Here is a 21,913-nt window from a genome sequence, read left to right on the forward strand (position 1 = left end):
GTTGCGCGACGCGGCCTTAAACCGCGAGCGACGCGAACGCGCCACGCGCGGCGTCGAGCGTTGCGTCGAGCACGGCGTCGTCGTGGGCGCTGGACACGAACCCCGCTTCGAACGCGGACGGCGCGAAGTACACGCCGGCATCGAGCATCGCGTGGAAGAACGCGTTGAAGCGCTTCGTGTCGCCCTTCGCGATCTGCGCGAAGCTGCCCGGCACCTGATCCATGAAGTACAGGCCGAACATGCCGCCGATCGAGTCGGCGCAGAAGGGCACTTTGGCTTCGCGCGCGACAGACGTGAGGCCGTCGACGAGCTTGCGCGTCTTCTTCGCGAGGTCGTCGTAGAAGCCTTCGCGCTGAATGATTTGCAGCGTCTTTAGGCCCGCCGCCACCGCGATGGGATTGCCCGAGAGCGTGCCCGCCTGATAGACGCCTCCGAGCGGCGCGAGATGCGCCATGATGTCGCGTCGTCCGCCGAACGCCGCCGCCGGCATGCCGCCGCCGATGACCTTGCCGAGGCACGTGAGGTCCGGCTTGATGCCGTACACCTGCTGCGCGCCGCCGAGCGCGACGCGAAACCCGCACATCACTTCGTCGAAAATCAGCACGGAGCCGTACTCGTTGCAGCGTTCACGCAGCGCGTTCAGGAACTCGGGTGTCGCGCGCACGAGGTTCATGTTGCCCGCGACCGGCTCCACGATCACCGACGCAATCTCCGCGCCGAACGCCGCGAATGCTTCGTTGAGCTGCTCGACGTTGTTGTATTCGAGCACCGTCGTGTGCTTTGCAATGTCCGCGGGCACGCCCGCCGACGTCGGATTGCCGAAAGTCAGCAGGCCCGAGCCCGCCTTCACGAGCAGGCTGTCCGCGTGGCCGTGATAGCAGCCCTCGAACTTCACGATGCGGCTGCGGTTCGTGAAGCCGCGCGCAAGACGCAGCGCGCTCATCGTCGCTTCGGTGCCGGAAGACACCATGCGCACCTGTTCGATGGACGGCACGAGCTTGCAGATTTCCTCCGCGATTTCGATTTCCGCTTCGGTCGGCGCGCCGAACGAGAAGCCGTCGGCCAGCACGCGCTGCACCGCTTCGAGCACTTCCGGGTGCACGTGGCCGACGATCATCGGCCCCCACGAGCCGATGTAGTCGATATAGCGTTTGCCTTCGGCATCCCAGAAGTACGGGCCTTGCGCGCGCTCGATGAAGCGGGGCGTGCCGCCGACCGAGCGAAACGCCCGCACCGGCGAATTCACGCCGCCGGGGATGGTTCGCTGAGCGCGTTCGAAGAGGGCTTGGTTCTTGGACATGGAGAAGGCCTGCGCTGAAAGTGGATGCAAGACACGCGACCGGCTTGCGCGGCGAAAGACGCCGCCCGGCGCGATGAAAGCACGGCGCCGATGCGCGTCCGGTGCGACAAGTGTTGCCTGAAATTGTACCGGACTCGTTGACGGGGAGCCGGTTACTGCTGGCGCGTTCGCGCGGGCTTGCGCGGCGGCGCGTCGTCGGCTGCGCGGGCCTGGCGCGCGCTCGCTTTGCTCGGCACTGCGGGAACGGTGGATTGGCTCAACGCGGGCGGACGGCCGCGCCGGCCGGTGCGCTCGGTCCAGAGCTTTTCGAGCGCGCCCTCGGCCATCGGCTTGATGAGCGTGCCGGAGCTTTGCGCATCCCACGTCTGCACGGAGAACGGATGCGCGCGCAACTCGTCGCGCGTGACGACGACATGTTCATGTGCATCGACGAGCCAGTCATACACGAAGTCGATGCACAGCCGATACCCGCGCTTCGACTGCGCGTCGGGCACTTCATACGGCGCGCGCGTCACGTAGCCCGAGCCCAACACGCCTTTCGGTTCCTGCGCCACGCGATGCACGAACACGCGATCGCCCGGCATGAGGCCGCGCGCGGTGCCGCAGCCCCAGACATCGGCGACGGCTTCGCCTGCCGCCACCCGGCGCGCGATCTCGGGCAATTCGGGCCACGGCCACTTCTTCGGGCTCCAGATCAGCAGAAAGGCGGTCATCGTGTCGAGGAAAGGAGGGAAGGGCGGAAGCGGTGAGCTTAGCGTACCCGGTCAAACCGGGGCGTCGCGTACAATGGCCGCTCGCTTCGAACGCTTTCTCCGATAGCTGCAACCACCACGACGGGCCACGCAGCGCTCGTCTTCATCCTTGCACACTCGATGTCAGACACTACCCGCCGCCGGCCCGATGGCCGGCTGATCCTGTTGCTCGGCGCGCTCGCCGCATGCGGTCCGCTGTCCATCGACATGTATCTGCCGAGCCTGCCGTCGCTCGCCGCCGCGTTCGGGACGAGCCCGGCCGCCGCGCAAAGCACGCTGACGAGCTTCATGTTCGGCTTCTCGTTCGGCATGCTGCTGTACGGCCCATTGTCCGATGCCTACGGCAGGCGGCCGATTCTTCTGGGCGGCATCGCGCTGTACGCGCTCGCGAGCATCGCGTGCGCGACGGCGTTCTCCATCGACGCACTCGTGTTCGTGCGCTTCCTGCAGGCGCTCGGCGCGGGCGCGGCGTCGGTGCTCGCGCGCGCCATCGCCCGCGACGCGCACGCGCCGACCGACGCCGCCCGCGTCCTGTCGATGCTCTCCATCGTCACGTCCATCGGCCCGTTGCTCGCGCCGCTGATCGGCGGGCAACTGCTGCTGCTCGGCGGCTGGCGTGTGGTGTTCGTTGCGCTCACGCTCTTCGGCACGCTGTGCGCGGTGACCGCGTTCCTGCGCGTGCCCGAAACGTGGCCGAAGGAGAAACGCGCGGGCGCGGCGCTCGGCACGTCGTTCGCGGCATACGGGCATCTGCTGACCGATACGGTCACGTGGGGCCATGTGTTGTGCGGCGGCATGGCGTTCGCGTCGATGTTCGCGTATATCACCGCGACGCCGTTCGTCTACATCGACTATTTCCACGTCAAGCCGCAGCATTACGGGCTTTTATTCGGGCTCAATATCGTCGGGATCATCGGCGGGAATGTGCTCAACACGAAGCTCGTCGGGCGCGTGGGCGCGATGAAGATGATTTCCGGCGCGGCGTTCGTCAGCGTCGTGGCGGCCCTCGTGGTCGCGCTCGTCTCGCTGACGGGCTGGGGCGGCTTGTGGTCGATCGTCGCGAGCCTGTTCTTTGTCGTCGGCGTGGTCGGCCTCTTGTCCGCCAATTGCACGACCGAACTCATGCACCGTTATCCGCGCAACGCGGGAGCGGCGGCCGCCGTCTTCGGCGCGATGCAGCTCGCGCTCGGCGCGCTCGCGAGTCTCGCCGTCGGCCTCTTTCACGACGTCTCGCCGCACGGCATGGGCATCGTCATCGGCACGTGCGGCGTCCTGACGTTCGCCGGGCGCACGCTCGTGATGCGCTCGCACGCGGCGCCCGTGCGCGTCTGAAGTCAGGCAGTGACGCGGCGCGTTGGGCGAAAAAAAACCTCGCGCGATGGCGAGGTCAATCTGGGTCAAAGGTGTTTCAACTCGACTCATGCCGCCTTGGGTCAGAAGGCCGCGCGGTCGAGCCGTTTTAGTGGGCAGTATTCGTCCGGGTCAAAGGTGAATACTCGCTCGATTCGGTTTGGGCGATAGGCGTCTCCTCCTGTCGAGAATCGGGTGCCTGGGTCAAAGGTGTTCCCGATCAGTTCGTTTCGGTCGAAAAGTCAGTCAAACCATTCCCGTTGCCGCGAACCTTCTGTCGAGGAAGGCGTTTCGCCGGATCAACAAGGAATGGTTGAACTATAGGCGGGCCGTAAGCTCGGCTATATCGAACGAATTCGAATCGTAAGAGAGCGACGCTTTTTCACCGAAACACGCCGTTGCGCCGCGAGCGGATCACCGTGTCGGCGGCAGCGGCCCGACAACCGAAGCGAGAAACGTGAACGCCGCCGCTTCGGCCTGCGCGACCGCTTCCGGCTCGACGCCCGCGCCGTGGCCGCCTTCGCCCGTTTCCTGATACCAGACGTTGTCGTGGCCTTGCGCCTGCATCTTCGCGACCATCTTGCGCGCGTGGCCCGGATGCACGCGGTCGTCGCTCGTCGATGACGTGAAGAGCGCCGGCGGATAGACGGCATCCGCCTTCACGTTCTGATACGGCGAATAGGCCATCAGATGCGGGAGATCGGCGGCGTCGTCCGGATCGCCGTATTCGTCGATCCAGGATGCGCCTTGCAAGAGCGTGTGAAACCGCGCCATGTCGACGAGCGGCACCTCCGACAGCACGGCGCCGAAGCACTCCGGCCGCTGCACCATGCACACGGCGGTGAGCAGGCCGCCGTTGCTCGCGCCGCGAATGGCGAGCTGCTTCGCCGTGGTGACGCCGCTCTCGACGAGCGCCTGCGCCACCGCGACAAAATCGTCGAACGAGACTTGCCGGTTCTCGCGCAGCGCCGCCTGATGCCATTGCGGACCGAACTCGCCGCCGCCGCGAATGTTCGCCACCGCGTACAGGCCGCCGCGCTCCAGCCACGCGATGCCGGTCGTCGCGTCGTATTGCGGGTCCAGCGCGACTTCGAAGCCGCCGTAGCCGTAGAGCAGGCACGGCCGCGCTTGTTGCGGCGTCTGCGCATCGACATCGCGGCCGATCAGCCAGTACGGAATGCGCTCGCCGTCGGGCGCGATCGCATGACGGCGCACGGCGGTGAGCCCGGACGCGTCGAACTGCGCGGGCAGACGCGCGAGCAAGGCCCACGGGGCGTCGCTGGCAAGATCGGCGTGATAGAGCGACGGCGGCATCAGAAAGTGCTCGACGTGGATGAGGACCGTGTCGTCGCGCTCGCTGTCGATGGAATCGACATAGCTCTGGCTCGCGTCCGGCAACGCAAACTCGCGCGATTGCCACGCGCCGTCGCCATCCGCGGGCGGACGCCAGAGCGTGACGCGCGGCGTGCCGTCGTCCATTTGCGAGACGATCAGCCATTGTTTCGTGAAGTCGATGCTCGCCAACACGCGCCGCTCGGCGGGCGTAAAGAGCGCGGTGAAGTTGCGCGAGCCGTCGAGAAACGCGTCGCGCCGGATCACGGTGAGCGAGCCTGCCGCGTGACGCCGGCCGCCCACGTTCCATTGCTTGCGCGGCGTGACGAAGAGCCAGCCGTTCCAGTGCTCGATCTCGACGTGCTGAGGCAGGTCGTACTGATGCCATTCGTTCGCGGTTTCGTCGAGCCAGAAGTGCAGCGTGTCGTAGAACGTCACGGCGCGCGACGCGAGATGCAGCTTTTCGAGCGGATCGTAGTCCGCGCCCGCCGATACGTCGCGGCGCGCGCCTTCGAACACGACGGGCGCATCGGCGAGCGGCGTGCCGCGCTTCCAGCGCCGCGCCTGACGCGGAAAGCCCGACGTCGTGAGCGCGGGCCGCGCGCTCGTCTTGCTGTCGTCCCAGCCGACATAGACCGTATCGCGGTCGATCCACGAAATGTCGTGCTTGCCGACGTCCGTCAGCGCGAAGCCGTCTTCCACGAAGCGGCGTTCCTGGATATCGAACTCGCGCACGATGCACGCATCCGATCCGCCCGGCGACAGCGAGACGAGCGCGCGGTCATAGCCGGGGTAGAGCATGTCGAAGTCGGCGAGCGCCCAGCGCGTGTCGTCGTGCTCGTTCGTGTTCAGGTCGAGCGCATCGACATCGAGCACGATGTCCCATTCGGGCGTGCCGGCGAGCCACGCGCTCCACGGCGCGCGGCGCACGATGCCGAGCGGATGCGCGTCGTCCTGCCACGTGTTGTAGGCCCAGTCGCCGTAGCGCGAGCAGGTGACGATGCGATCCTGCGACGTGTACGCCTTCTCGAGCCGCGCGGCGAGCGCGCGCGCGTCGGGCGTTTCGCCGAAGGCTGCTTCGGTGCGGCGATTCTGGGCATCGATCCAGGCTTGTACGCGGGCGTCGTCGAGCGATTCGAGTCCGATGAAAGGATCAGGGTTGTCGGCTTGCGGCCAGAGAAGGGAAGGGTGATCGGAAAGAAGGGACATGGCGCGGCGCATTCAAAAGCGAAACGCTGATTGTGCCGCATCGGCGCGACCGCGCCATCAAACAAAAAGCCGCGCACGAGGCGCGGCTTGGAAGCAGATCAGCAACGACGGCGCTCAGGCCAGCCGCTCTTCCGTCTTCGGGTCGAACAGCACCGCCTTCGACACATCGAACAGCAGCGTCATGTTCGACAACGGCTGCGGATTGCTCGCCGGGTGCACGCGCGACACGATGCGCTTGCCGTTCACCTGCGCGAACACGAGCGTGTCCGGGCCGGTCGGCTCGATCACGTCGACGCGCACGTCCATCGGTTGCAGGCTCGCATCTGCGACGTCGTGCGCGCTGCGCGCGTCGGTGATGCGCTCCGGGCGAAGGCCGAGCACCACGTCCTGACCGATCCTGCCGCGCAGCTTCGCGGCATCGAACGGCAACTTCAGCACGTTACGCGCGACGCCCGTGTCCAGTTCCAGGCCGACGCCCGCGCCGGCCTCGACCAGCTTGCCGCTGATGAAGTTCATCGGCGGCGCGCCGATGAAGCCCGCCACGAACAGGTTCGACGGCGAATCGTAGATTTCCTGCGGTGCCCCGAACTGCTGCACGATGCCGTCCTTCATCACGGCGATGCGGTCGCCGAGCGTCATCGCTTCGATCTGATCGTGCGTCACGTAGACGATCGTCGTGCCGAGGCGCTGATGCAGCAGCTTGATTTCCGAGCGCATCTCGATGCGCAGCTTCGCGTCGAGGTTCGAGAGCGGCTCGTCGAAGAGGAACATCACCGGATCGCGCGCGAGCGCGCGGCCCATGGCGACGCGCTGACGCTGACCGCCCGACAGTTGCCCCGGCTTGCGGTCGAGCAGGTGGCCGATCTGCAGCGTCTCGGAGACGCGATCGACGATCTTCTTCTGCTCGTCCTTCGGCACCTTGCGAATGTTGAGGCCGAACGAGATGTTGTCGCGCACGCTCATGGAAGGGTAGAGCGCGTACGACTGGAACACCATCGCAATATCGCGGTCCTTTGGCGAGAGGTTGTTGACCGTCTTGCCGTCGATCTGGATCTCGCCCTTGGTGACGGTCTCCAGCCCCGCAATCATGTTGAGCAGCGTGGACTTGCCGCAGCCCGAGCCGCCGACGAGGATCAGGAACTGTCCGTCCTCGATGTCGATGTTGACGCCCTTGAGAACCGGCACCCCGTTCGGGTAGGTCTTGTACACGTCACGGATGGAAAGGCTTGCCATGCTTGATTCCTCTATGTTGTCTCTTCAGCGGGAAGCGCGTTCGTTGCGCTCAACCCTTCACCGCGCCCGCCGTCAGGCCGCGCACGAAGTAACGTCCTGCGATCATGTAGACGAGAATCGTCGGCAAGGCCGCGATGATCGCGCCCGCCATGTCCACGTTGTATTCCTTCACACCCGTCGACGTATTGACGAGGTTGTTCAGCGCCACCGTGATCGGCATCGAATCCACGCCCGAAAACACGATACCGAACAGGAAGTCGTTCCAGATCTGCGTGAACTGCCAGATCAGGCAGACCATGAAGATCGGCAGCGAGACGGGCAGCAGGATCTTCGTGAAGATCATGAAGAAGCCCGCGCCGTCGATGCGCGCCGCCTTCACGAGTTCAGCCGGAATGCTCACGTAGAAGTTGCGGAAGAACATGGTCGTGAACGCGATGCCGTAGATCACGTGCACGAGCACGAGGCCGCTCGTCGTGTTCGACAGTCCGAGGAAGCCTTGCAGCCGCGCCATCGGCAGAAGAATGGCCTGAAACGGGATGAAGCAGCCGACGAGCAGCATCGTGAAGAACGCGTCCGCGCCGCGGAAGCGCCAGTGCGTGAGCACGTAGCCGTTGAACGCGCCGACGATCGACGAGATCAGCACGGCCGGTATCACCATGCGCACGGAGTTCATGAAGAACGGCTCCATGCCGTCGCAGCGCACGCCGGTACACGCTTCCTGCCACGCCTTCACCCACGGCGCGAGCGTGAAGTGCGTGGGCGGCGTGAGCAGGTTGCCGGTGCGAAGCTGGTCCAGGTCCTTGAACGACGTGGACAGCATCACGTAGATCGGGAACAGGAAGTAGAGCGCGAAAAGAATCAGCACCGCGTAAATGACGGCGCGGCTGATCGTCATCTTAGGCTGCATTGCGAGTGCTCCTCGATTCCAGATACATGAGCGGCACGAGAACCGCGACGACCGTGGCGAGCATCATCATCGACGAAGCGGCGCCGACGCCCAGTTGTCCCCGGTTGAACGAGAACGTGTACATGAAGATGGCCGGCAGCGACGACGACGTGCCCGGTCCGCCGGCGGTCAACGCGACGACGAGGTCGAAGGTCTTGATCGTGATGTGGCAGAGAATCAGCAGCACCGAGAAGAACACCGGACGCATGCTCGGAATCACGATCTTGCGGTAGATGGTCGGCAGCGTCGCGCCGTCCACTTGCGCGGCCTTGAAGATTTCGCTGTCCACGCCGCGCAGGCCGGCGAGGAAAAGCGCCATCACGAAGCCGCTCGATTGCCAGACCGCCGCGATCACGACGCAGAAGATCGCCTTGTCCGGATCGCCGAGCCAGTTGAACGTGAAGCTCGTCCAGCCCCAGTCGTGGAACACCTTTTCGATGCCGAGGCCGGGGTTCAGAATCCATTGCCACGCGGTGCCCGTCACGATGAACGACAGCGCCATCGGGTACAGAAAGACCGCGCGCAGCGCGCCTTCGTTGCGGATTTTCTGGTCGAGCAGGATCGCGAGGAAGAGGCCGAGGGCGACGCAAATGGCGATGAACGGAATGCCGAACCAGCCGAGATTGGCGGCGGAGGTCCACCAGACGTCGTTGGCGAAAAGCTGCCGGTATCGGTCGAAGCCGGCGAACTCGTAGCGCGGCATCAGTCGCGATTCGGACAGCGACAGATAGCCTGTCACGGCAATGAAGCCGTAGACGAAGACGAGCGCGATCACGATGCTGGGAGCGAGCACCAGCTTGGGAATCCAGCGATCGGCGAGCGCCGCCGTGGGCGAAGCGCGGCGAGGCTGGTGCGGACTCTTTTCCGCGGTACCGCTGAGGGAGGCAGTCACAACTCGACTCCTGGAAGATGCGCCGGCGCTTAGATTGCGCCATGACGCGCTTGAATGACGCTGACTTGCGCGCGCGGTGCGAAGGTGTGCTTTCGGATCGGCTGACTTCGGCACGACCGGCGCTTGGTACGACGTTATGTGACGCTTCTGTGGCTCGGGCGGCGGGCGGCCGTGCTGCGCCGCCTGCCGCCCGTCACGCTGCTACGTCCTTACTTCGTCTTGGCGGCGTTCGCGAGCGCCTGAACCGCGCTCTTCGAATCCTGCGACGAATTCATGAACTTCGTCACGACGTCGGTCATGGCGCCCGCGACAGCGTCGCCCTGAGCCATGCCGTGCGCGAGCGACGGAACATAGCCGCCCGACTTGATCGCCGTCTGTTCATCAGCGTAGGACTTCTTCGCGCAGTCGTCGAATTTGTCCATCTTCACGCCGAGACGCACCGGGATCGAGCCCTTGTTCAGGCTGAACTGTTCCTGGAAGTCCGGCGACATGATGGTCTTCGCGAGCGCGAGCTGGCCCGGCGTGGCCGTCTTCTGGCCCTTCTGCTGGAAGAACACGAACGAGTCGACGTTGAAGGTGTAGGCCTTCTCCGTGCCCGGCACGGCGGCGCAGACGTAGTCCGTGCCGGCCTTCTTGTTCGCGCCGGCGAATTCGCCCTTCGCCCAGTCGCCCATGAACTGCATGCCGGCCTTGCCGTTGATGACCATCGCGGTGGCGAGGTTCCAGTCGCGGCCGGTGCGGCCGCTATCGAAGTAGCCCTGGATCTTGCGGACGGTGTCGAACACCGAGACCATCTTGTCGGAGGTCAGCGTCTTCTGGTCCAGATCGACGATGGCCTTCTTGTAGAAGTCCGCGCCCTGCGACAGCACGACGTCTTCCCACAGCGTCAGGTCTTGCCACGGCTGGCCGCCCATCGCGATCGGCATGATGCCCGCGGCCTTCATCTTGTCGGCCACCTGGAAGAACTCGGCCCAGGTCGTCGGGACCTTGCCGCCTGCCTTGTCGAGCGCGGCCTTGTTGATGTACAGCCAGTTCACGCGATGCACCGAGAACGGCGCGGCGACATAGTGGCCGTCAGCGTGGATGATCTTGTCGATTTCCGGCGGCAGGTTCTTCTTCCAGTCGCCGGCGACCGAGTCGATCGGCACCAGCACGCCTTGCTCCGACCATTCCTGGATCAGCGGACCCTTGATCTGAGCCGCCGACGGCGCGTTGCCCGAGATCACCTGGGTCTTCAGCGCGGTCATCGCCGCAGCGCCTGCGCCGCCCGCGACCGCGAAGTCCTTCCACTGATAGCCCTGCTTGGTCATGTCGTCCTTGAGCACGCCGACCGCTTTCGATTCGCCGCCCGAGGTCCACCAGTGCAGCACGGAGACAGCCTCGGCAGCCTGAACCGCCGACGCCGTCGCGCCGCACAGAAGACCTGCGGCGCACAGCGCGCCCATGAGCTTACGGACTTTCATTGTTTATCTCCTCCAGCACCTGAACAAGTAACGAGTGGCCCCTGATGTCGCCAGGAAGCGTTGAAAAAAACGGTGGTTACACAACGGCAATGCTTGGGTGGCCGTGGCTCGGGTGTCGGGGGTGTCGGCGGAGAAGCGCGCCACGCGGGCGATGCATGCGCGCGTGCGAAGCCGGCAGTCCGATATCCGATAGTCGGCCGCTCGGCTCTCAAGAGATGAGTAGGTCAAATCGCAACGACTGTCTCCTCTGCGAGCCGATGGCGTCATGCCTGTGCCGGCCCATGCTAGTGATTGCTTTTGATTTTTACCCGCGCACACGAGCCGCGATTGCAACGCGGAACGAGAGGGCGCAGGCGCGAGGCGGTACACGTGCGAAACGCAGCCGGTGCATGGAAGCAGCGATTTCCGGTCTTCGCTAACATGAGTACGCGGTCGCCTTAGGGAAAACACTCAGCTTCTGATTGACAAGCCATTTTTTTCCCGGGTGACATTTCCTCTTGATTTGGATTGTAGTTAAACTACAATTCAGTGTCAAAAAAAATTTTGTCGAACTACGGTACCCTTTCGTTCGACGTCCCACCGACTTCACAGACGGCCTCAAAACCCATGGAAAGCGACTCGAATTTCATCTTCGTGCTCTTCGGCGGGACCGGCGACTTGTCGATGCGCAAGATTCTTCCGGCGCTGTTCGAAGCGCACCGGGCGGGCATGCTGGCCGCGTCGGGCAAGATAGTCGCGGTGGCGCGCGGCGCGCAGGCTCCGGGCGAATACCTCGCGTGGGTCGAGGAACACGTGAAGCCTCATGTGTCGAAGAAGGGCCTCGACGAGACCGCGTGGCGCAGCTTCCTGGAGCGCATCGAATACGTGCAGCTCGATCTGGGCCGCGCGGAAGACTTCGTGGTGCTGCGCGACGCGCTCGCCAAATACGACGGCACGCGCGTGTTTTATCTCGCGACGGGGCCGTCGCTCTTCGTGCCCATCTGCCGCGCGCTGTCGGAAGTCGGCCTGAACCAGAACGCGCGCATCGTGCTTGAAAAGCCGCTCGGCTATGACCTGAAGTCGTCCAACGCCATCAACGACGCGGTCGGCGAGATCTTCCAGGAAGAGCAGATCTACCGGATCGACCACTATCTCGGCAAGGAGCCGGTGCAGAACCTCTTGGCACTGCGCTTCGGCAATGCGCTCTTCGAGCCGTTGTGGCGGCGCGAATGGGTCGAGAGCATCCAGATCACCATTGCGGAAGAACTCGGCGTGGAAGCGCGCGGCGACTTCTACGACAACACCGGCGCGTTGCGCGACATGGTGCAGAACCACTTGCTGCAACTGCTTTCCATCGTGACGATGGAGCCGCCGCATTCGATGGATTCCGACTCCGTGCGCGACGAAAAGCTGCGCGTGCTGCGCGCGCTGAAGCCAATCGACGAGCGAGACATCAGCCGCGTCGCCGTGCGCGGGCAGTATCACGCGGGCGTGATTCGCGGCGCATCGGTGCCCGCCTACGCAACGGAAGCCGGCGTGCGCCCCGACAGCAACACGGAAACCTTCGTCGCGCTGAAAGTCGAGATCGAAAACTGGCGCTGGGCCGGCGTGCCGTTCTTCCTACGCACCGGCAAGCGCCTCGCGGACCGCGTCGCGGAGATCGTCGTGAATTTCCGGCCCGTGCCGCATTCGGCGCTCGGCGCAAATGCGTTGCGCGCGGGCGCGAACCGGCTCGTGATCCGCCTGCAGCCGAACGAGACCATTCGCCTCTACTGCCTCGCGAAGCAGCCGGGCGAGGGCATGAATCTCGCAAGCGTCCATCTGGACCTCGCGTTCGACCAGTTCTTCAAGGAAGGGCAGATGGAGGCGTACCAGCGGCTGTTGCTGGACGTGATCCACGGGCGGCTCGCGCTCTTCGTGCGTCGCGACGAGCAGGAAGCCGCGTGGCGCTGGGTCGAGCCGATTCTGAACGCGTGGGCGGCGTCGACGAACAAGCCCAAGCCGTACGCGGCGGGCACGTGGGGGCCGGCGGCGTCGAGCGCGATGCTCGCGCAGCATGGCACGTGCTGGCTGGAAGAAGAGAATTGAGGGCGTCGCGCTGACGCCTCCATTCAGAGAGACGCCGCGCGGGACGCCAGCACACAAGACCGCTTCGCGGGCCGTTCGCGGCTTCGCGGCATAAGGCGGGTCGATAAACCAAGACAAGCAGGATGGAGGAGCAGTGATCGAGCTTCGCACTTTCGACGACCCGCGCGCCCACTCGGACGCGCTGGCGAAGGCCGTCAGCGACGCGCTTGCCGCGTCGCTCGCGGCCAGAGGCGCCGCATCGGCCGATGCCAGCGCAGCCGCATCAGGACAGTCCGCTCATGCCACGCTCGCCGTGTCCGGCGGCACGAGCCCGCGTCCGTTCTTGCAGACGCTCTCGCACGAGCCGCTCGCGTGGGCGCACATCGACGTGACGCTCGTCGACGACCGCTGGGTGCCTGAAACCGATTCCGCGAGCAACGCGCGCCTCGTGCGCGAGACGCTGCTGCAAGACGCGGGCGCGGCCGCCTACTTCCTGCCGCTCGTCGATACGTCCGCCACGCTCGACGCGCACGTCGCCGCGCTCAACGCCGACGCGCGCCGCCGTCTGCCGGATGTCGCCGTGCTCGGCATGGGCGAGGACGGCCACACGGCGTCCATCTTCGCGGACGCGCCCGAATGGGACTTCGCCATTTCCACGCAGGACCGCTTCGTCGCCGTGCATCCGGGCAACGCGCCGCACGCGCGGGTGAGCCTGTCGATGTCCGCGCTCAAGCAGGTGAAGCAGCTTTTCCTCTTCATCTCCGGCCAGAAGAAACTGGACGTGCTGAACGCGGCGCTCGCCGCGCGCCAAAAGAATGCCATCTCGACCCTGGCCAACGATGAAGGAGTGAAGCTCGATGTCTACTGGTGTGCATAAGGCCGCGCCGGCGGCGAGCCACGCCGATGGACCGAGGCTGCTCGCCGACATCGGCGGCACCAACGCGCGCTTCGCGCTGGAGACGGCGCCCGGCGAAATCGGGCAGATTCGCGTGTATCCGGGCGCCGATTACCCCGGCATCGCCGAAGTCATGCAGCAGTATCTGAAGGACACGAAAGTCGGCCGCGTGAATCACGCTGCGATCGCGATCGCCAATCCGGTGGACGGCGATCACGTGAAGATGACGAACCACGACTGGAGCTTTTCGATCGAAGCGACGCGCCGCGCGCTCGGCTTCGACACGCTGCTCGTCGTCAACGACTTCACCGCGCTCGCGATGGCGCTGCCCGGTCTCACCGATGCGCAGCGCGTGCAGGTGGGCGGCGGCGCGCGCCGGCAGAACAGCGTGATCGGCCTTCTGGGTCCGGGCACGGGCCTGGGCGTGTCGGGTCTGATTCCCGCGGACGATCGCTGGATCGCGCTCGGCAGCGAAGGCGGCCACGCTACCTTTTCGCCGTTCGATGAAAGCGAAGACCTCGTCACGCGCTATGCGCGCCGCAAGTTCCCGCACGTGTCGTTCGAGCGCGTGTGCGCGGGGCAGGGGCTGGAGCTGATCTACCGCGCATTCGCGGAGCGCGACAATGTCGCGGTGGCCGACACCTTCACCGCCGCCGACGTCACCACGCGCGCGCATCAAGGCGAGGCGCTCGCGCTCGAAACGGTGAACTGCTTCTGCGCGATCCTCGGCACGTTCGCCGGCAACATCGCGGTGACGCTCGGCGCGCTGGGCGGCATTTATATCGGCGGCGGCATCGTGCTGAAGCTGGGCGAGCTCTTCCACAAGTCGCCGTTTCGCGAGCGATTCGAGTCGAAAGGGCGTTTCCAGCAGTATTTGTCCGGCATTCCGACTTACGTCATCACCGCGGAATATCCGGCGTTCCTCGGCGTCTCCGCGATTCTTGCCGAGCAGTTGTCGAATCGCGCGAACAGCGGATCGTCGGCGGTGTTCGAGCGCATTCGCCAGATGCGCGATGCGCTCACGCCCGCCGAGCGGCGCGTGGCCGATCTCGCGCTGAATCATCCGCGCTCGATCATCAACGATCCGATCATCGACATCGCGCGCAAGGCCGACGTGAGCCAGCCGACGGTGATTCGCTTTTGCCGCTCGCTGGGCTGTCAGGGCCTCTCCGACTTCAAGCTGAAGCTCGCGACGGGTCTCACCGGCACGATTCCGGTGAGCCACAGCCAGGTGCATCTCGGCGATACGGCCACCGACTTCGGCGCGAAGGTGCTGGACAACACCGTGTCGGCCATCCTTCAGCTGCGCGAGCATCTGAACTTCGAGAACGTCGAGCGCGCGATCGACATTCTGAACGGCGCGCGGCGCATCGAGTTCTATGGCTTGGGGAATTCGAACATCGTCGCGCAGGACGCGCACTACAAGTTCTTCCGCTTCGGCATCCCGACGATTGCCTACGGCGATCTGTACATGCAGGCGGCGTCGGCGGCGCTGCTCGGCAAGGGCGATGTGATCGTGGCCGTGTCGAAGTCCGGGCGCGCGCCGGAACTGCTGCGCGTGCTGGAAGTGGCGATGCAGCAGGGCGCGACGGTCATCGCGATCACGTCGAGCAACACGCCGCTCGCCAAGCGCGCGACGGTGGCGCTGGAGACGGATCACATCGAGATTCGCGAGTCGCAGTTGTCGATGATCTCGCGCATTCTGCATCTCGTGATCATCGACATCCTGGCGGTCGGCGTGGCCATTCGCCGCGCGGCGCCGCAGCCGGGTGCGAAGATCAGCGAGACGGTCGCGCAAGCCCGCGAGTCCAGCGACGACGAAGCCGCCGCCGTGCTCGACTGGCTGAGTCACGGTGCGTCGGGCATGGCGAAGGAATAACGCCCGAGCAGTGCGAATGAAAAGGGCCGCCGATGCGAATCGGCGGCCCTTTCTATGATGCTTGTTGAGTCAGACGCGCTGCTTAGAACGAGTGCTGAATGCCCGCGTACACGCCCGTCTGGCTGCGGCCGGGGAACGGATTGTCCGTCGACGCAGCGGTGCCGAAGCTGTTCGCGTTGAGGCCGTAGTTCGCCGTCTTGCTGTTCTGAACGGTGGCCACTTGCAGGTCGAACAGAGTGCGCTTCGACAGATTGTACGAGCCACCGACGGTGTACATCGTCGCGTTGCCTGCGCCGTTGTTGCCGTTCACGTGATAGACAGCAGCCGTCAGCGCCGCGGCCGGCGACGCCTGCCACGTCACGCCGCCCCATTCGTGGTCGAGCGTGGTCGGCTCGCCCGGCAACTGGCCGGTCATGCCCGAAGAACGAATCGCCTGATAACCGGCCTGAACCTTGAACTGGCCGAGGAACACGTTGGCCATCGCGGAGTATTCGCGCGAGTAGGCGTAGACGCCTTGAGTCGTGCCGTAGCTGCCGCCGAGTTGACCGTTGGCCGGATTGCGGATCTCGTCGTACATGCCGCGAATCTGGAAGTAGGGCGACGTATAAGTGACGTACGCGCCTGCTTCACGGCCTTGCGGCGTCGTGCCGTTGCCGTTCCAGTTGGTCGCGTTCGAAAGCGCGTATTGGCCGTAGAAGTCGAAGCCCGCGAACTTGGGCGACTGGTACGAGATGTTGTTGCTCGATTGCGGCCAGTTGCGGCCACGCACCAGCGAAGCCGACGACCAGCTCGACTGGCCGAATGGATCGAAGTCCCACACGCCGTTGGACACGAACAGTTCGCGGCCGAGCAGCACGGTGCCGAAGCTGTTGTTGGCGATACCGACCGTCGCCCAGCGGTTGAAGAGGCCGCCGCCGCCGGGGCCCTGGCCCGTCATGGTGTTGAAGCTGCCTTCCAGCTGGAACACGGCGCGATTGCCGCCGCCCAGATCTTCGGCGCCCTTCAAGCCCCACAGGCTCGTGCCCCAGTCGCCGCTTTCGGCGCGGATGCGGCTCGCCGTGACGTTCTTCGCCGCCCCGGTCGGCACGCCGTTCATGTATTCGAGTCCCGCGTCCAGGCGGCCATACAGCGTCACGCTGCTTTGGGCATGCGCCGCCGCGCCGAACGTGAGCAGCGCCGCCGCTGCAAGCAAAGCCTTCTTCATCATCTCCTCCAACTCCTGTCAAAAGTGAACCAACTGCCGTTGGATTTTGAAGGAGAACTACATTTTCGGAGGGCCGGCTTTGTACTTTTGATTCAATTTGACAAACGCGGCAACAAGCCGCCGCATGCATGCGTCAGACGAGCCGCCAATAAAAAACGGTGCGACACCCTTTCGGGCACCGCACCGATACGCGCCTCTCGCAGCAGCGTGAAAACCTTATAGAACTATTCTTGGTTCAGACTCGCTGCTTAGAACGAGTGCTGAATGCCGGCGTAGACGCCCGTCTGGCTGTGGCCGGCGAACGGGTTGTCCGTGGCGGCGGCCGTGCCGAAGTTGTTGGCGTTCAGGCCGTAGTTGGCCGTCTTGCTGTTCTGCACCGTCGCGACCTGCAGGTCGAACAGGGTGCGCTTCGACAGGTTGTACGAGCCGCCGACCGTGTAGATGGTCGCGTTACCCGCGCCGTTGTTGCCGTTCACGTGGTAGACCGCGCCGATCAGTGCCGCCGCCGGCGTTGCTTGCCACGTCACGCCGCCCCATTCGTGGTCGAGCGTGGTCGGCTGGCCGGGCAACTGGCCCACCATGCCGGACGAGCGGATCGCCTGGTAAGCGCCCTGAACCTTGAACTGGCCGAGGAACAGGTTGAACATCGCCGTGTACTCGCGCGAGTACGCGTAGACGCCGTTGCCGTTCGCGTTGTTCGCGCCGGTCGTGCCGCCGTTGAGCGCGTTGTAGGCGCCGCCGAGCGTACCGTTGGCCGGGTTGCGGATCTCGTCGTACATACCGCGAATCTGGAAGAGCGGCGTGGTGTACGTGATGTACGCGCCACCTTCGCGGCCTTGCGGCGTCGTGCCGTTGCCGTTCCAGTTCGTTGCGTTCGACAGTGCGTACTGGCCGTAGAAGTCGAAGCCCGCGAACTTCGGCGACTGGTACGAAATGTTGTTGCTCGATTGCGGCCAGTTGCGGCCACGCACCAGCGAAGCCGACGACCAGTTCGACTGACCGAACGGATCGAAGTCCCACACGCCGTTAGCGATGAAGAGCTCGCGACCCAACAGCAGCGTACCGAAGTTGTTGTTCGCGACACCGACCGTCGCCCAACGATTGAAGAGGCCGCCGCCGCCCGGGCCTTGACCCGTCATCGTGTTGAAGCTGCCTTCCAACTGGAACACGGCGCGATAGCCGCCGCCCAGATCTTCGACGCCCTTCATGCCCCAGAGGCTCGTACCCCAGTCGCCGCTTTCCGCACGGAAGCGGTGCGACGAGCCGGTGGCCGCGCCGTTGGCGCCGACGCCGGTCGGCACGCCGTTCATGTACTCCAGTCCGGCGTCCAGGCGGCCATACAGCGTCACGCTGCTTTGAGCCTGCGCCACCGCGCTGAACGTCAGCAGTGCTGCTGCCGCGAGCAAAGCTTTCTTCATCATCTCCTCCAACCCTGTCAAGAAATAGAACCAAGTGCTGCCGTGTGCGGTTCGATGCGGGCGCATCCAACCGGAAATTGTTTTTCGAGGAACGACACACGCGTAACGACAGTGCTCGTGACGACTCGCGCGTCGTGGGCGCGAATCTGACGCCGGTCCGTCGACTGGCGTTTCCTCACTTTGTTTTGAAGTAAAACTACTTTTTGTGCACTTCGTTTTGGTACTTTAGTTACCAATTTAACAAATTACGTCACACTCGCCAAAGGAATTTGACGCTCGCCGATGCGGTGTGTCAAAAACGCAAAGCCATTGTGGCGTGGACGCGACCCAAAGCATGGGAAACGGCCCGTAAAGCCTTATGCAGCAAGGCTCCGCGCTCGGGAAAGTTTCGGGGTCAGGTTTCACGCCTATTGACGCGCGGACGTCTCGGCGCTAGGTGGCAGAAATGGGCTGGAAGGGCCGTCGGGCGGGGCGCGGCGGCGAAAAAAAAGCGCCTCGCGGGCGCTTTTTCTGGAAGAGTGTGCGGCAGCTACTTGAGACTACCCGAAAGAAACTGCCTGAGCCGCTCGCTCTTCGGCTGAGCGAACACTTCGTTCGGGCGACCTTCCTCCTCGATGCGCCCCTGGTGCAGAAACACGACGTGGTTCGACACATTGCGCGCGAACGCCATTTCGTGCGTGACGACGATCATCGTGCGGCCTTCCTCGGCGAGCGTCTGCATCACCTTCAGCACTTCGCCGACGAGCTCGGGATCGAGCGCAGACGTGGGTTCGTCGAAGAGCATGACGTCCGGGTGCATGGCGAGGGCGCGCGCAATCGCCACGCGCTGCTGCTGGCCGCCCGACAAATGCGACGGATACTGCTTCTCCAGCCGCGGCGCGAGCCCGACCTTCTCCAGATACGTGCGGGCGCGGTCCTCGGCTTCCTTCTTCGGCAGGCCGAGCACGTTCACGGGCGCCTCCGTCACGTTCTCCAACACGTTCATGTGCGACCAGAGGTTGAAGTGCTGGAACACCATCGACAGCTTCGAGCGGACCTGCCGCAGTTGCTTCGCGTCCGCGACCTTCAACGCGCCGGTCTTGTCCAACATCGTGCGCACTTCGGCGCCGTCGACGAAAATGCGCCCGCGATTCGGCTGCTCAAGAAAGTTGATACAGCGCAGCATCGTGCTCTTGCCGGACCCCGACGACCCGATGATGCTGATCACGTCGCCGGCGTTCGCCTTCAGCGAGACGCCTTTCAGAACTTCGTTGCTGCCGTACTGCTTGTGAATGTCGTCGACGAAAAGCTTGTGCTTCTGGGAATTCATGTGCGGTCCTGTAGCCCGATTGCCTGACTTATTTGCCTTGCGGCCGCAGGTACGCGAGCCAGCGATGTTCGGCGCGGCGGAAGAGCCACACGAGCGCGAACGAAATGACGAGGTAGAGCAGGGCGGCAATGCCGAACGCCTGGAACGACTGATACGTCGCGGAGTTCACATCGCGCGCGATCTTCAGGATGTCCGGCACGGTCGCCGTGAACGCGACGGTCGTCGCGTGCAGCATGAGAATGACTTCGTTGCTGTAGTAAGGCAGCGCGCGGCGCAGCGCCGACGGCAGAATCACTCGGCGATACAGCGTGAAGCTCGACATGCCGTATGCGCGCGCCGCTTCGATCTCGCCGTAGGGCGTCGCCTTGATCGCGCCGGCGAAGATTTCCGTCGTGTACGCGCAGGTGTTGAGCGTGAACGCGAGCAGCGTGCAGTTCATGCCGCTGCGGAAGAACTCGGACAGCAGCATGTGATCGCGCACGACCTGCAGGCTGTAAAGACCCGTGTAGCAGAGCAGCAGTTGCACGTAGAGCGGCGTGCCGCGAAACACGTACGTGTACAGCCAGACGCTGCGCGAGAGCAGCTTGTTCTTCGACACCCGCGCCACGGCGAGCGGCACGGAGAGGCAGAACCCGAGGCCGATGGACACCACGAGCAGCCACATCGTGATGGCGAGACCGGTAATGCGGTAGCCGTCGGTGAAAAGGTAGTTCTTCCAGAATTCCTGGATGATTTCGATCATGAAGTCCGCCGCTCTTTGATACTGGAATAAGGCTGGATATCCGAATGCCGCTGGTTAAAGGTCCGCCTTGCGCACGCCGATGGAGTAGCGCCGCTCCAGCCAGATCAGCACGAAGTTCGAGATCGTGGTGATGGCGAGATAGACGACGCCCGCGAGCAGCGTGAAGAAGAAGAACCGCTGCGTGCCTTTGCCGGCGTCCTGGGCGGCCTTCACCACATCCGCGAGGCCGATGATCGACACGAGCGCGGTCGCCTTCACCATCACCTGCCAGTTGTTGCCGATGCCCGGCAGCGCAAAGCGCATCATCTGAGGAAACATGATGCGCGAGAAGGTCTGCCACGGCGTCATGCCGTAGGCGGCGCCCGCTTCGAGCTGGCCGCGCGGCACCGATAGGAACGCGCCGCGGAACGTCTCGGTGAAATACGCGCCGTAGATGAAGCCGAGCACGAGAATGCCCGCGAGGAACGGATCGATATCGATCTGATCCCAGCCGAGCTGGTCGGTGAGCAGGTTCAGCCAGATCTGGATGCTGTAGAAGAGCAGCAGCATCAGCACGAGATCGGGTACGCCGCGAATCAGCGTCGTATAGACCGTGCCGATGCCCGACGCGATACGGCTCTTGGAGAGCTTCGCCGCCGCGCCGATGAGGCCGATCACGAAGGCGAACGCCAGCGACAGCACCGCGAGCTTGACGGTCTGCCAGGTGCCCGCGAGGATCAGCGGACCGTAGCCTTGCAACATGGTGATTCCTTGATAAGGTGCGCCCATTCCACGCGCGCACGAAGCGGCTCGCCGCCGCGCTTCCGCCGTAACTCGCTGCCGAATTTGGCCGCCTACGCGCGGCTCGCCGGCGTTACCTCGATGAAGCCCCGACGCGGATGGTCTCGTTTCTTTCCGGCGCCGCTCGTGGCGCGGGCGCCGGCGGTCCGTATTCTAGGTGGCCAAAATTGGCGAGCACGCCCAAAACGCAAATGCCGCGATTGTCGTGGATGCCGCGAAGGTCCCGAATGCCCGTGTTTCCGAAGGCGCTGCCGCCCGAAAAGCGCGGTATTTTACCCGAACCCGGCGTGCGCGCGGCGATAGCCGGAGAAGTCCGATTACCTCCATCGGCGGGACGGTGTAGTGCCGTTGCGCTCGTTGTTCCGGCAGGCGGCCGCCCTTACATTGTCTCCATCGCAGTTCAACGTCTACACCGGGAGCACAACATGTTCGAGATTCGCCGCAGCAACGAACGCGGTCACGCTAACCACGGCTGGCTGGACTCGTATCACACCTTCTCGTTCGCCGATTACTACGATCCGGAGCACGTCCACTTCGGCGCGCTGCGCGTGATCAACGAAGACCGCGTCGCGGGCGGGCAGGGCTTCGGGACGCACGGTCATCGCGACATGGAGATCGTGAGCTACGTGCTGGAAGGCGCGCTCGCGCATCGCGACAGCATGGGCAATGGATCGACCATCCGCCCCGGCGACGTCCAGCGCATGAGCGCCGGCACCGGCGTGCGGCACAGCGAGTTCAACGGCTCGCCGACCGAAACGGCGCACTTCCTGCAAATCTGGATCATTCCGGATGCGCCGGGCGGCGCGCCGGGCTACGAGGAAAAGCGTTTCACCGATGACGAAAAGCGCGGCCGCCTGCGCGTGATCGCTTCGCCCGAAGGCACGGACGGCTCGGTGAAGATCGGCGCCGACGCCCGGATTTTCGCGGGCCTGTTCGATGGCGACGAGCGCGCCGAGTTCGACGTGCCGGCGGGCCGCCGCGTGTATGTGCACGTGGCGCGCGGCAAGGTGTCGGTGAACGGCGAGGCGCTCGGCGCGGGCGATGCCGCGAAGATCGAGGACATCGCCAAAGTGACGATCGACGGCGGCGAGCGGGCGGAAGTGCTGCTGTTCGATCTGGCTTGACCGGCCATTGATGTGAGAAACCGCGGGCGCGAGCCCGCG

General features: G+C 64.6%; 17 protein-coding genes. 5 read left to right on the plus strand and 12 right to left on the minus strand.

Features of this window, described 5'->3' with window-relative positions; all coding sequences use genetic code 11:
• Nucleotides 1–16: 16 nt before the first annotated feature.
• On the minus strand, nt 17–1,300 hold the full coding sequence (gene hemL, locus NCR34_RS04595) for a glutamate-1-semialdehyde 2,1-aminomutase (RefSeq protein WP_248321657.1): 1,284 nt from the start codon (nt 1,298–1,300) through the stop codon (nt 17–19).
• A gap of 152 nt (nt 1,301–1,452) precedes the next feature.
• Nucleotides 1,453–2,013 carry a hypothetical protein gene (locus tag NCR34_RS04600; RefSeq protein ID WP_248321658.1) on the minus strand — a complete coding sequence of 187 codons (561 nt, stop codon included), beginning with the start codon at nt 2,011–2,013 and terminating at the stop codon, nt 1,453–1,455.
• Between the two features lie 159 nt (nt 2,014–2,172).
• On the opposite strand from NCR34_RS04600, the gene NCR34_RS04605 reads away from it, so the two are divergent.
• Nucleotides 2,173–3,384 carry a Bcr/CflA family multidrug efflux MFS transporter gene (locus tag NCR34_RS04605; protein WP_248321659.1) on the plus strand — a complete coding sequence of 404 codons (1,212 nt, stop codon included), beginning with the start codon at nt 2,173–2,175 and terminating at the stop codon, nt 3,382–3,384.
• Between the two features lie 432 nt (nt 3,385–3,816).
• Here NCR34_RS04605 and NCR34_RS04610 read toward each other — a convergent pair whose 3' ends face one another.
• From NCR34_RS04610 to NCR34_RS04630, 5 genes are all read right to left on the minus strand, one after another.
• Nucleotides 3,817–5,943 carry a prolyl oligopeptidase family serine peptidase gene (locus NCR34_RS04610; RefSeq protein ID WP_248321660.1) on the minus strand — a complete coding sequence of 709 codons (2,127 nt, stop codon included), beginning with the start codon at nt 5,941–5,943 and terminating at the stop codon, nt 3,817–3,819.
• A gap of 114 nt (nt 5,944–6,057) precedes the next feature.
• Nucleotides 6,058–7,176 (minus strand): ABC transporter ATP-binding protein, encoded by a 1,119-nt coding sequence (locus tag NCR34_RS04615; protein WP_248321661.1) that lies wholly within the window; start codon nt 7,174–7,176, stop codon nt 6,058–6,060.
• Between the two features lie 49 nt (nt 7,177–7,225).
• Nucleotides 7,226–8,083, minus strand: coding sequence for a carbohydrate ABC transporter permease (locus NCR34_RS04620; protein WP_248321662.1), 858 nt, complete (start codon nt 8,081–8,083; stop codon nt 7,226–7,228).
• Nucleotides 8,073–9,014, minus strand: a complete 942-nt coding sequence (locus NCR34_RS04625; protein WP_248321663.1) for a carbohydrate ABC transporter permease — start codon at nt 9,012–9,014, stop codon at nt 8,073–8,075. Before NCR34_RS04625 ends, NCR34_RS04620 begins: the two co-directional genes overlap by 11 nt.
• 209 nt (nt 9,015–9,223) lie before the next feature.
• Nucleotides 9,224–10,477 (minus strand): ABC transporter substrate-binding protein, encoded by a 1,254-nt coding sequence (locus NCR34_RS04630; RefSeq protein ID WP_248321664.1) that lies wholly within the window; start codon nt 10,475–10,477, stop codon nt 9,224–9,226.
• Nucleotides 10,478–11,083: 606 nt separating this feature from the next.
• Here NCR34_RS04630 and zwf point away from each other — a divergent pair.
• The 3 genes from zwf to NCR34_RS04645 all read left to right on the plus strand — a co-directional run bounded on the left by zwf (nt 11,084) and on the right by NCR34_RS04645 (nt 15,297).
• Nucleotides 11,084–12,544, plus strand: coding sequence for a glucose-6-phosphate dehydrogenase (gene zwf / locus NCR34_RS04635; RefSeq protein WP_248321665.1), 1,461 nt, complete (start codon nt 11,084–11,086; stop codon nt 12,542–12,544).
• Between the two features lie 133 nt (nt 12,545–12,677).
• The gene (pgl, locus tag NCR34_RS04640) at nt 12,678–13,400 is read left to right on the plus strand and encodes a 6-phosphogluconolactonase (protein ID WP_248321666.1); all 723 of its coding nucleotides are present in this window, start codon (nt 12,678–12,680) and stop codon (nt 13,398–13,400) included.
• On the plus strand, nt 13,381–15,297 hold the full coding sequence (locus NCR34_RS04645) for a bifunctional transcriptional regulator/glucokinase (protein ID WP_206467803.1): 1,917 nt from the start codon (nt 13,381–13,383) through the stop codon (nt 15,295–15,297). Before pgl ends, NCR34_RS04645 begins: the two co-directional genes overlap by 20 nt.
• Before the next feature lie 82 nt (nt 15,298–15,379).
• Here NCR34_RS04645 and NCR34_RS04650 read toward each other — a convergent pair whose 3' ends face one another.
• The 5 genes from NCR34_RS04650 to NCR34_RS04670 all read right to left on the minus strand — a co-directional run bounded on the left by NCR34_RS04650 (nt 15,380) and on the right by NCR34_RS04670 (nt 20,711).
• Complete coding sequence (locus NCR34_RS04650; RefSeq protein ID WP_250499258.1) at nt 15,380–16,501, minus strand: porin; 1,122 nt, start codon at nt 16,499–16,501, stop codon at nt 15,380–15,382.
• A 248-nt stretch (nt 16,502–16,749) separates the two neighbouring features.
• Nucleotides 16,750–17,919 carry a porin gene (locus NCR34_RS04655; protein WP_248321667.1) on the minus strand — a complete coding sequence of 390 codons (1,170 nt, stop codon included), beginning with the start codon at nt 17,917–17,919 and terminating at the stop codon, nt 16,750–16,752.
• Nucleotides 17,920–18,448: 529 nt separating this feature from the next.
• On the minus strand, nt 18,449–19,228 hold the full coding sequence (locus NCR34_RS04660; protein WP_175939811.1) for an ABC transporter ATP-binding protein: 780 nt from the start codon (nt 19,226–19,228) through the stop codon (nt 18,449–18,451).
• 28 nt (nt 19,229–19,256) lie between these two features.
• Complete coding sequence (locus NCR34_RS04665; RefSeq protein WP_248321668.1) at nt 19,257–19,970, minus strand: ABC transporter permease; 714 nt, start codon at nt 19,968–19,970, stop codon at nt 19,257–19,259.
• A gap of 54 nt (nt 19,971–20,024) precedes the next feature.
• Nucleotides 20,025–20,711 (minus strand): ABC transporter permease, encoded by a 687-nt coding sequence (locus NCR34_RS04670; RefSeq protein ID WP_175939813.1) that lies wholly within the window; start codon nt 20,709–20,711, stop codon nt 20,025–20,027.
• A gap of 464 nt (nt 20,712–21,175) precedes the next feature.
• Between NCR34_RS04670 and NCR34_RS04675 the strand changes: the two genes are divergently transcribed.
• The gene (locus NCR34_RS04675) at nt 21,176–21,874 is read left to right on the plus strand and encodes a pirin family protein (protein ID WP_248321669.1); all 699 of its coding nucleotides are present in this window, start codon (nt 21,176–21,178) and stop codon (nt 21,872–21,874) included.
• Nucleotides 21,875–21,913: the final 39 nt, after the last annotated feature.

Source organism: Caballeronia sp. GAWG1-5s-s, from assembly GCF_023631445.1.
Classification (GTDB): domain Bacteria; phylum Pseudomonadota; class Gammaproteobacteria; order Burkholderiales; family Burkholderiaceae; genus Caballeronia.

What these genes read in the sequence shown, in the direction of transcription:
- hemL (WP_248321657.1), bottom strand. Translation starts at nt 1,300, where the DNA reads ATGTCCAAGAACCAAGCCCTCTTCGAACGCGCTCAGCGAACCATCCCC.
- NCR34_RS04600 (WP_248321658.1), bottom strand. Translation starts at nt 2,013, where the DNA reads ATGACCGCCTTTCTGCTGATCTGGAGCCCGAAGAAGTGGCCGTGGCCC.
- NCR34_RS04605 (WP_248321659.1), top strand. Translation starts at nt 2,173, where the DNA reads ATGTCAGACACTACCCGCCGCCGGCCCGATGGCCGGCTGATCCTGTTG.
- NCR34_RS04610 (WP_248321660.1), bottom strand. Translation starts at nt 5,943, where the DNA reads ATGTCCCTTCTTTCCGATCACCCTTCCCTTCTCTGGCCGCAAGCCGAC.
- NCR34_RS04615 (WP_248321661.1), bottom strand. Translation starts at nt 7,176, where the DNA reads ATGGCAAGCCTTTCCATCCGTGACGTGTACAAGACCTACCCGAACGGG.
- NCR34_RS04620 (WP_248321662.1), bottom strand. Translation starts at nt 8,083, where the DNA reads ATGCAGCCTAAGATGACGATCAGCCGCGCCGTCATTTACGCGGTGCTG.
- NCR34_RS04630 (WP_248321664.1), bottom strand. Translation starts at nt 10,477, where the DNA reads ATGAAAGTCCGTAAGCTCATGGGCGCGCTGTGCGCCGCAGGTCTTCTG.
- zwf (WP_248321665.1), top strand. Translation starts at nt 11,084, where the DNA reads ATGGAAAGCGACTCGAATTTCATCTTCGTGCTCTTCGGCGGGACCGGC.
- NCR34_RS04645 (WP_206467803.1), top strand. Translation starts at nt 13,381, where the DNA reads ATGTCTACTGGTGTGCATAAGGCCGCGCCGGCGGCGAGCCACGCCGAT.
- NCR34_RS04650 (WP_250499258.1), bottom strand. Translation starts at nt 16,501, where the DNA reads ATGAAGAAGGCTTTGCTTGCAGCGGCGGCGCTGCTCACGTTCGGCGCG.
- NCR34_RS04655 (WP_248321667.1), bottom strand. Translation starts at nt 17,919, where the DNA reads ATGAAGAAAGCTTTGCTCGCGGCAGCAGCACTGCTGACGTTCAGCGCG.
- NCR34_RS04660 (WP_175939811.1), bottom strand. Translation starts at nt 19,228, where the DNA reads ATGAATTCCCAGAAGCACAAGCTTTTCGTCGACGACATTCACAAGCAG.
- NCR34_RS04665 (WP_248321668.1), bottom strand. Translation starts at nt 19,970, where the DNA reads ATGATCGAAATCATCCAGGAATTCTGGAAGAACTACCTTTTCACCGAC.
- NCR34_RS04670 (WP_175939813.1), bottom strand. Translation starts at nt 20,711, where the DNA reads ATGTTGCAAGGCTACGGTCCGCTGATCCTCGCGGGCACCTGGCAGACC.
- NCR34_RS04675 (WP_248321669.1), top strand. Translation starts at nt 21,176, where the DNA reads ATGTTCGAGATTCGCCGCAGCAACGAACGCGGTCACGCTAACCACGGC.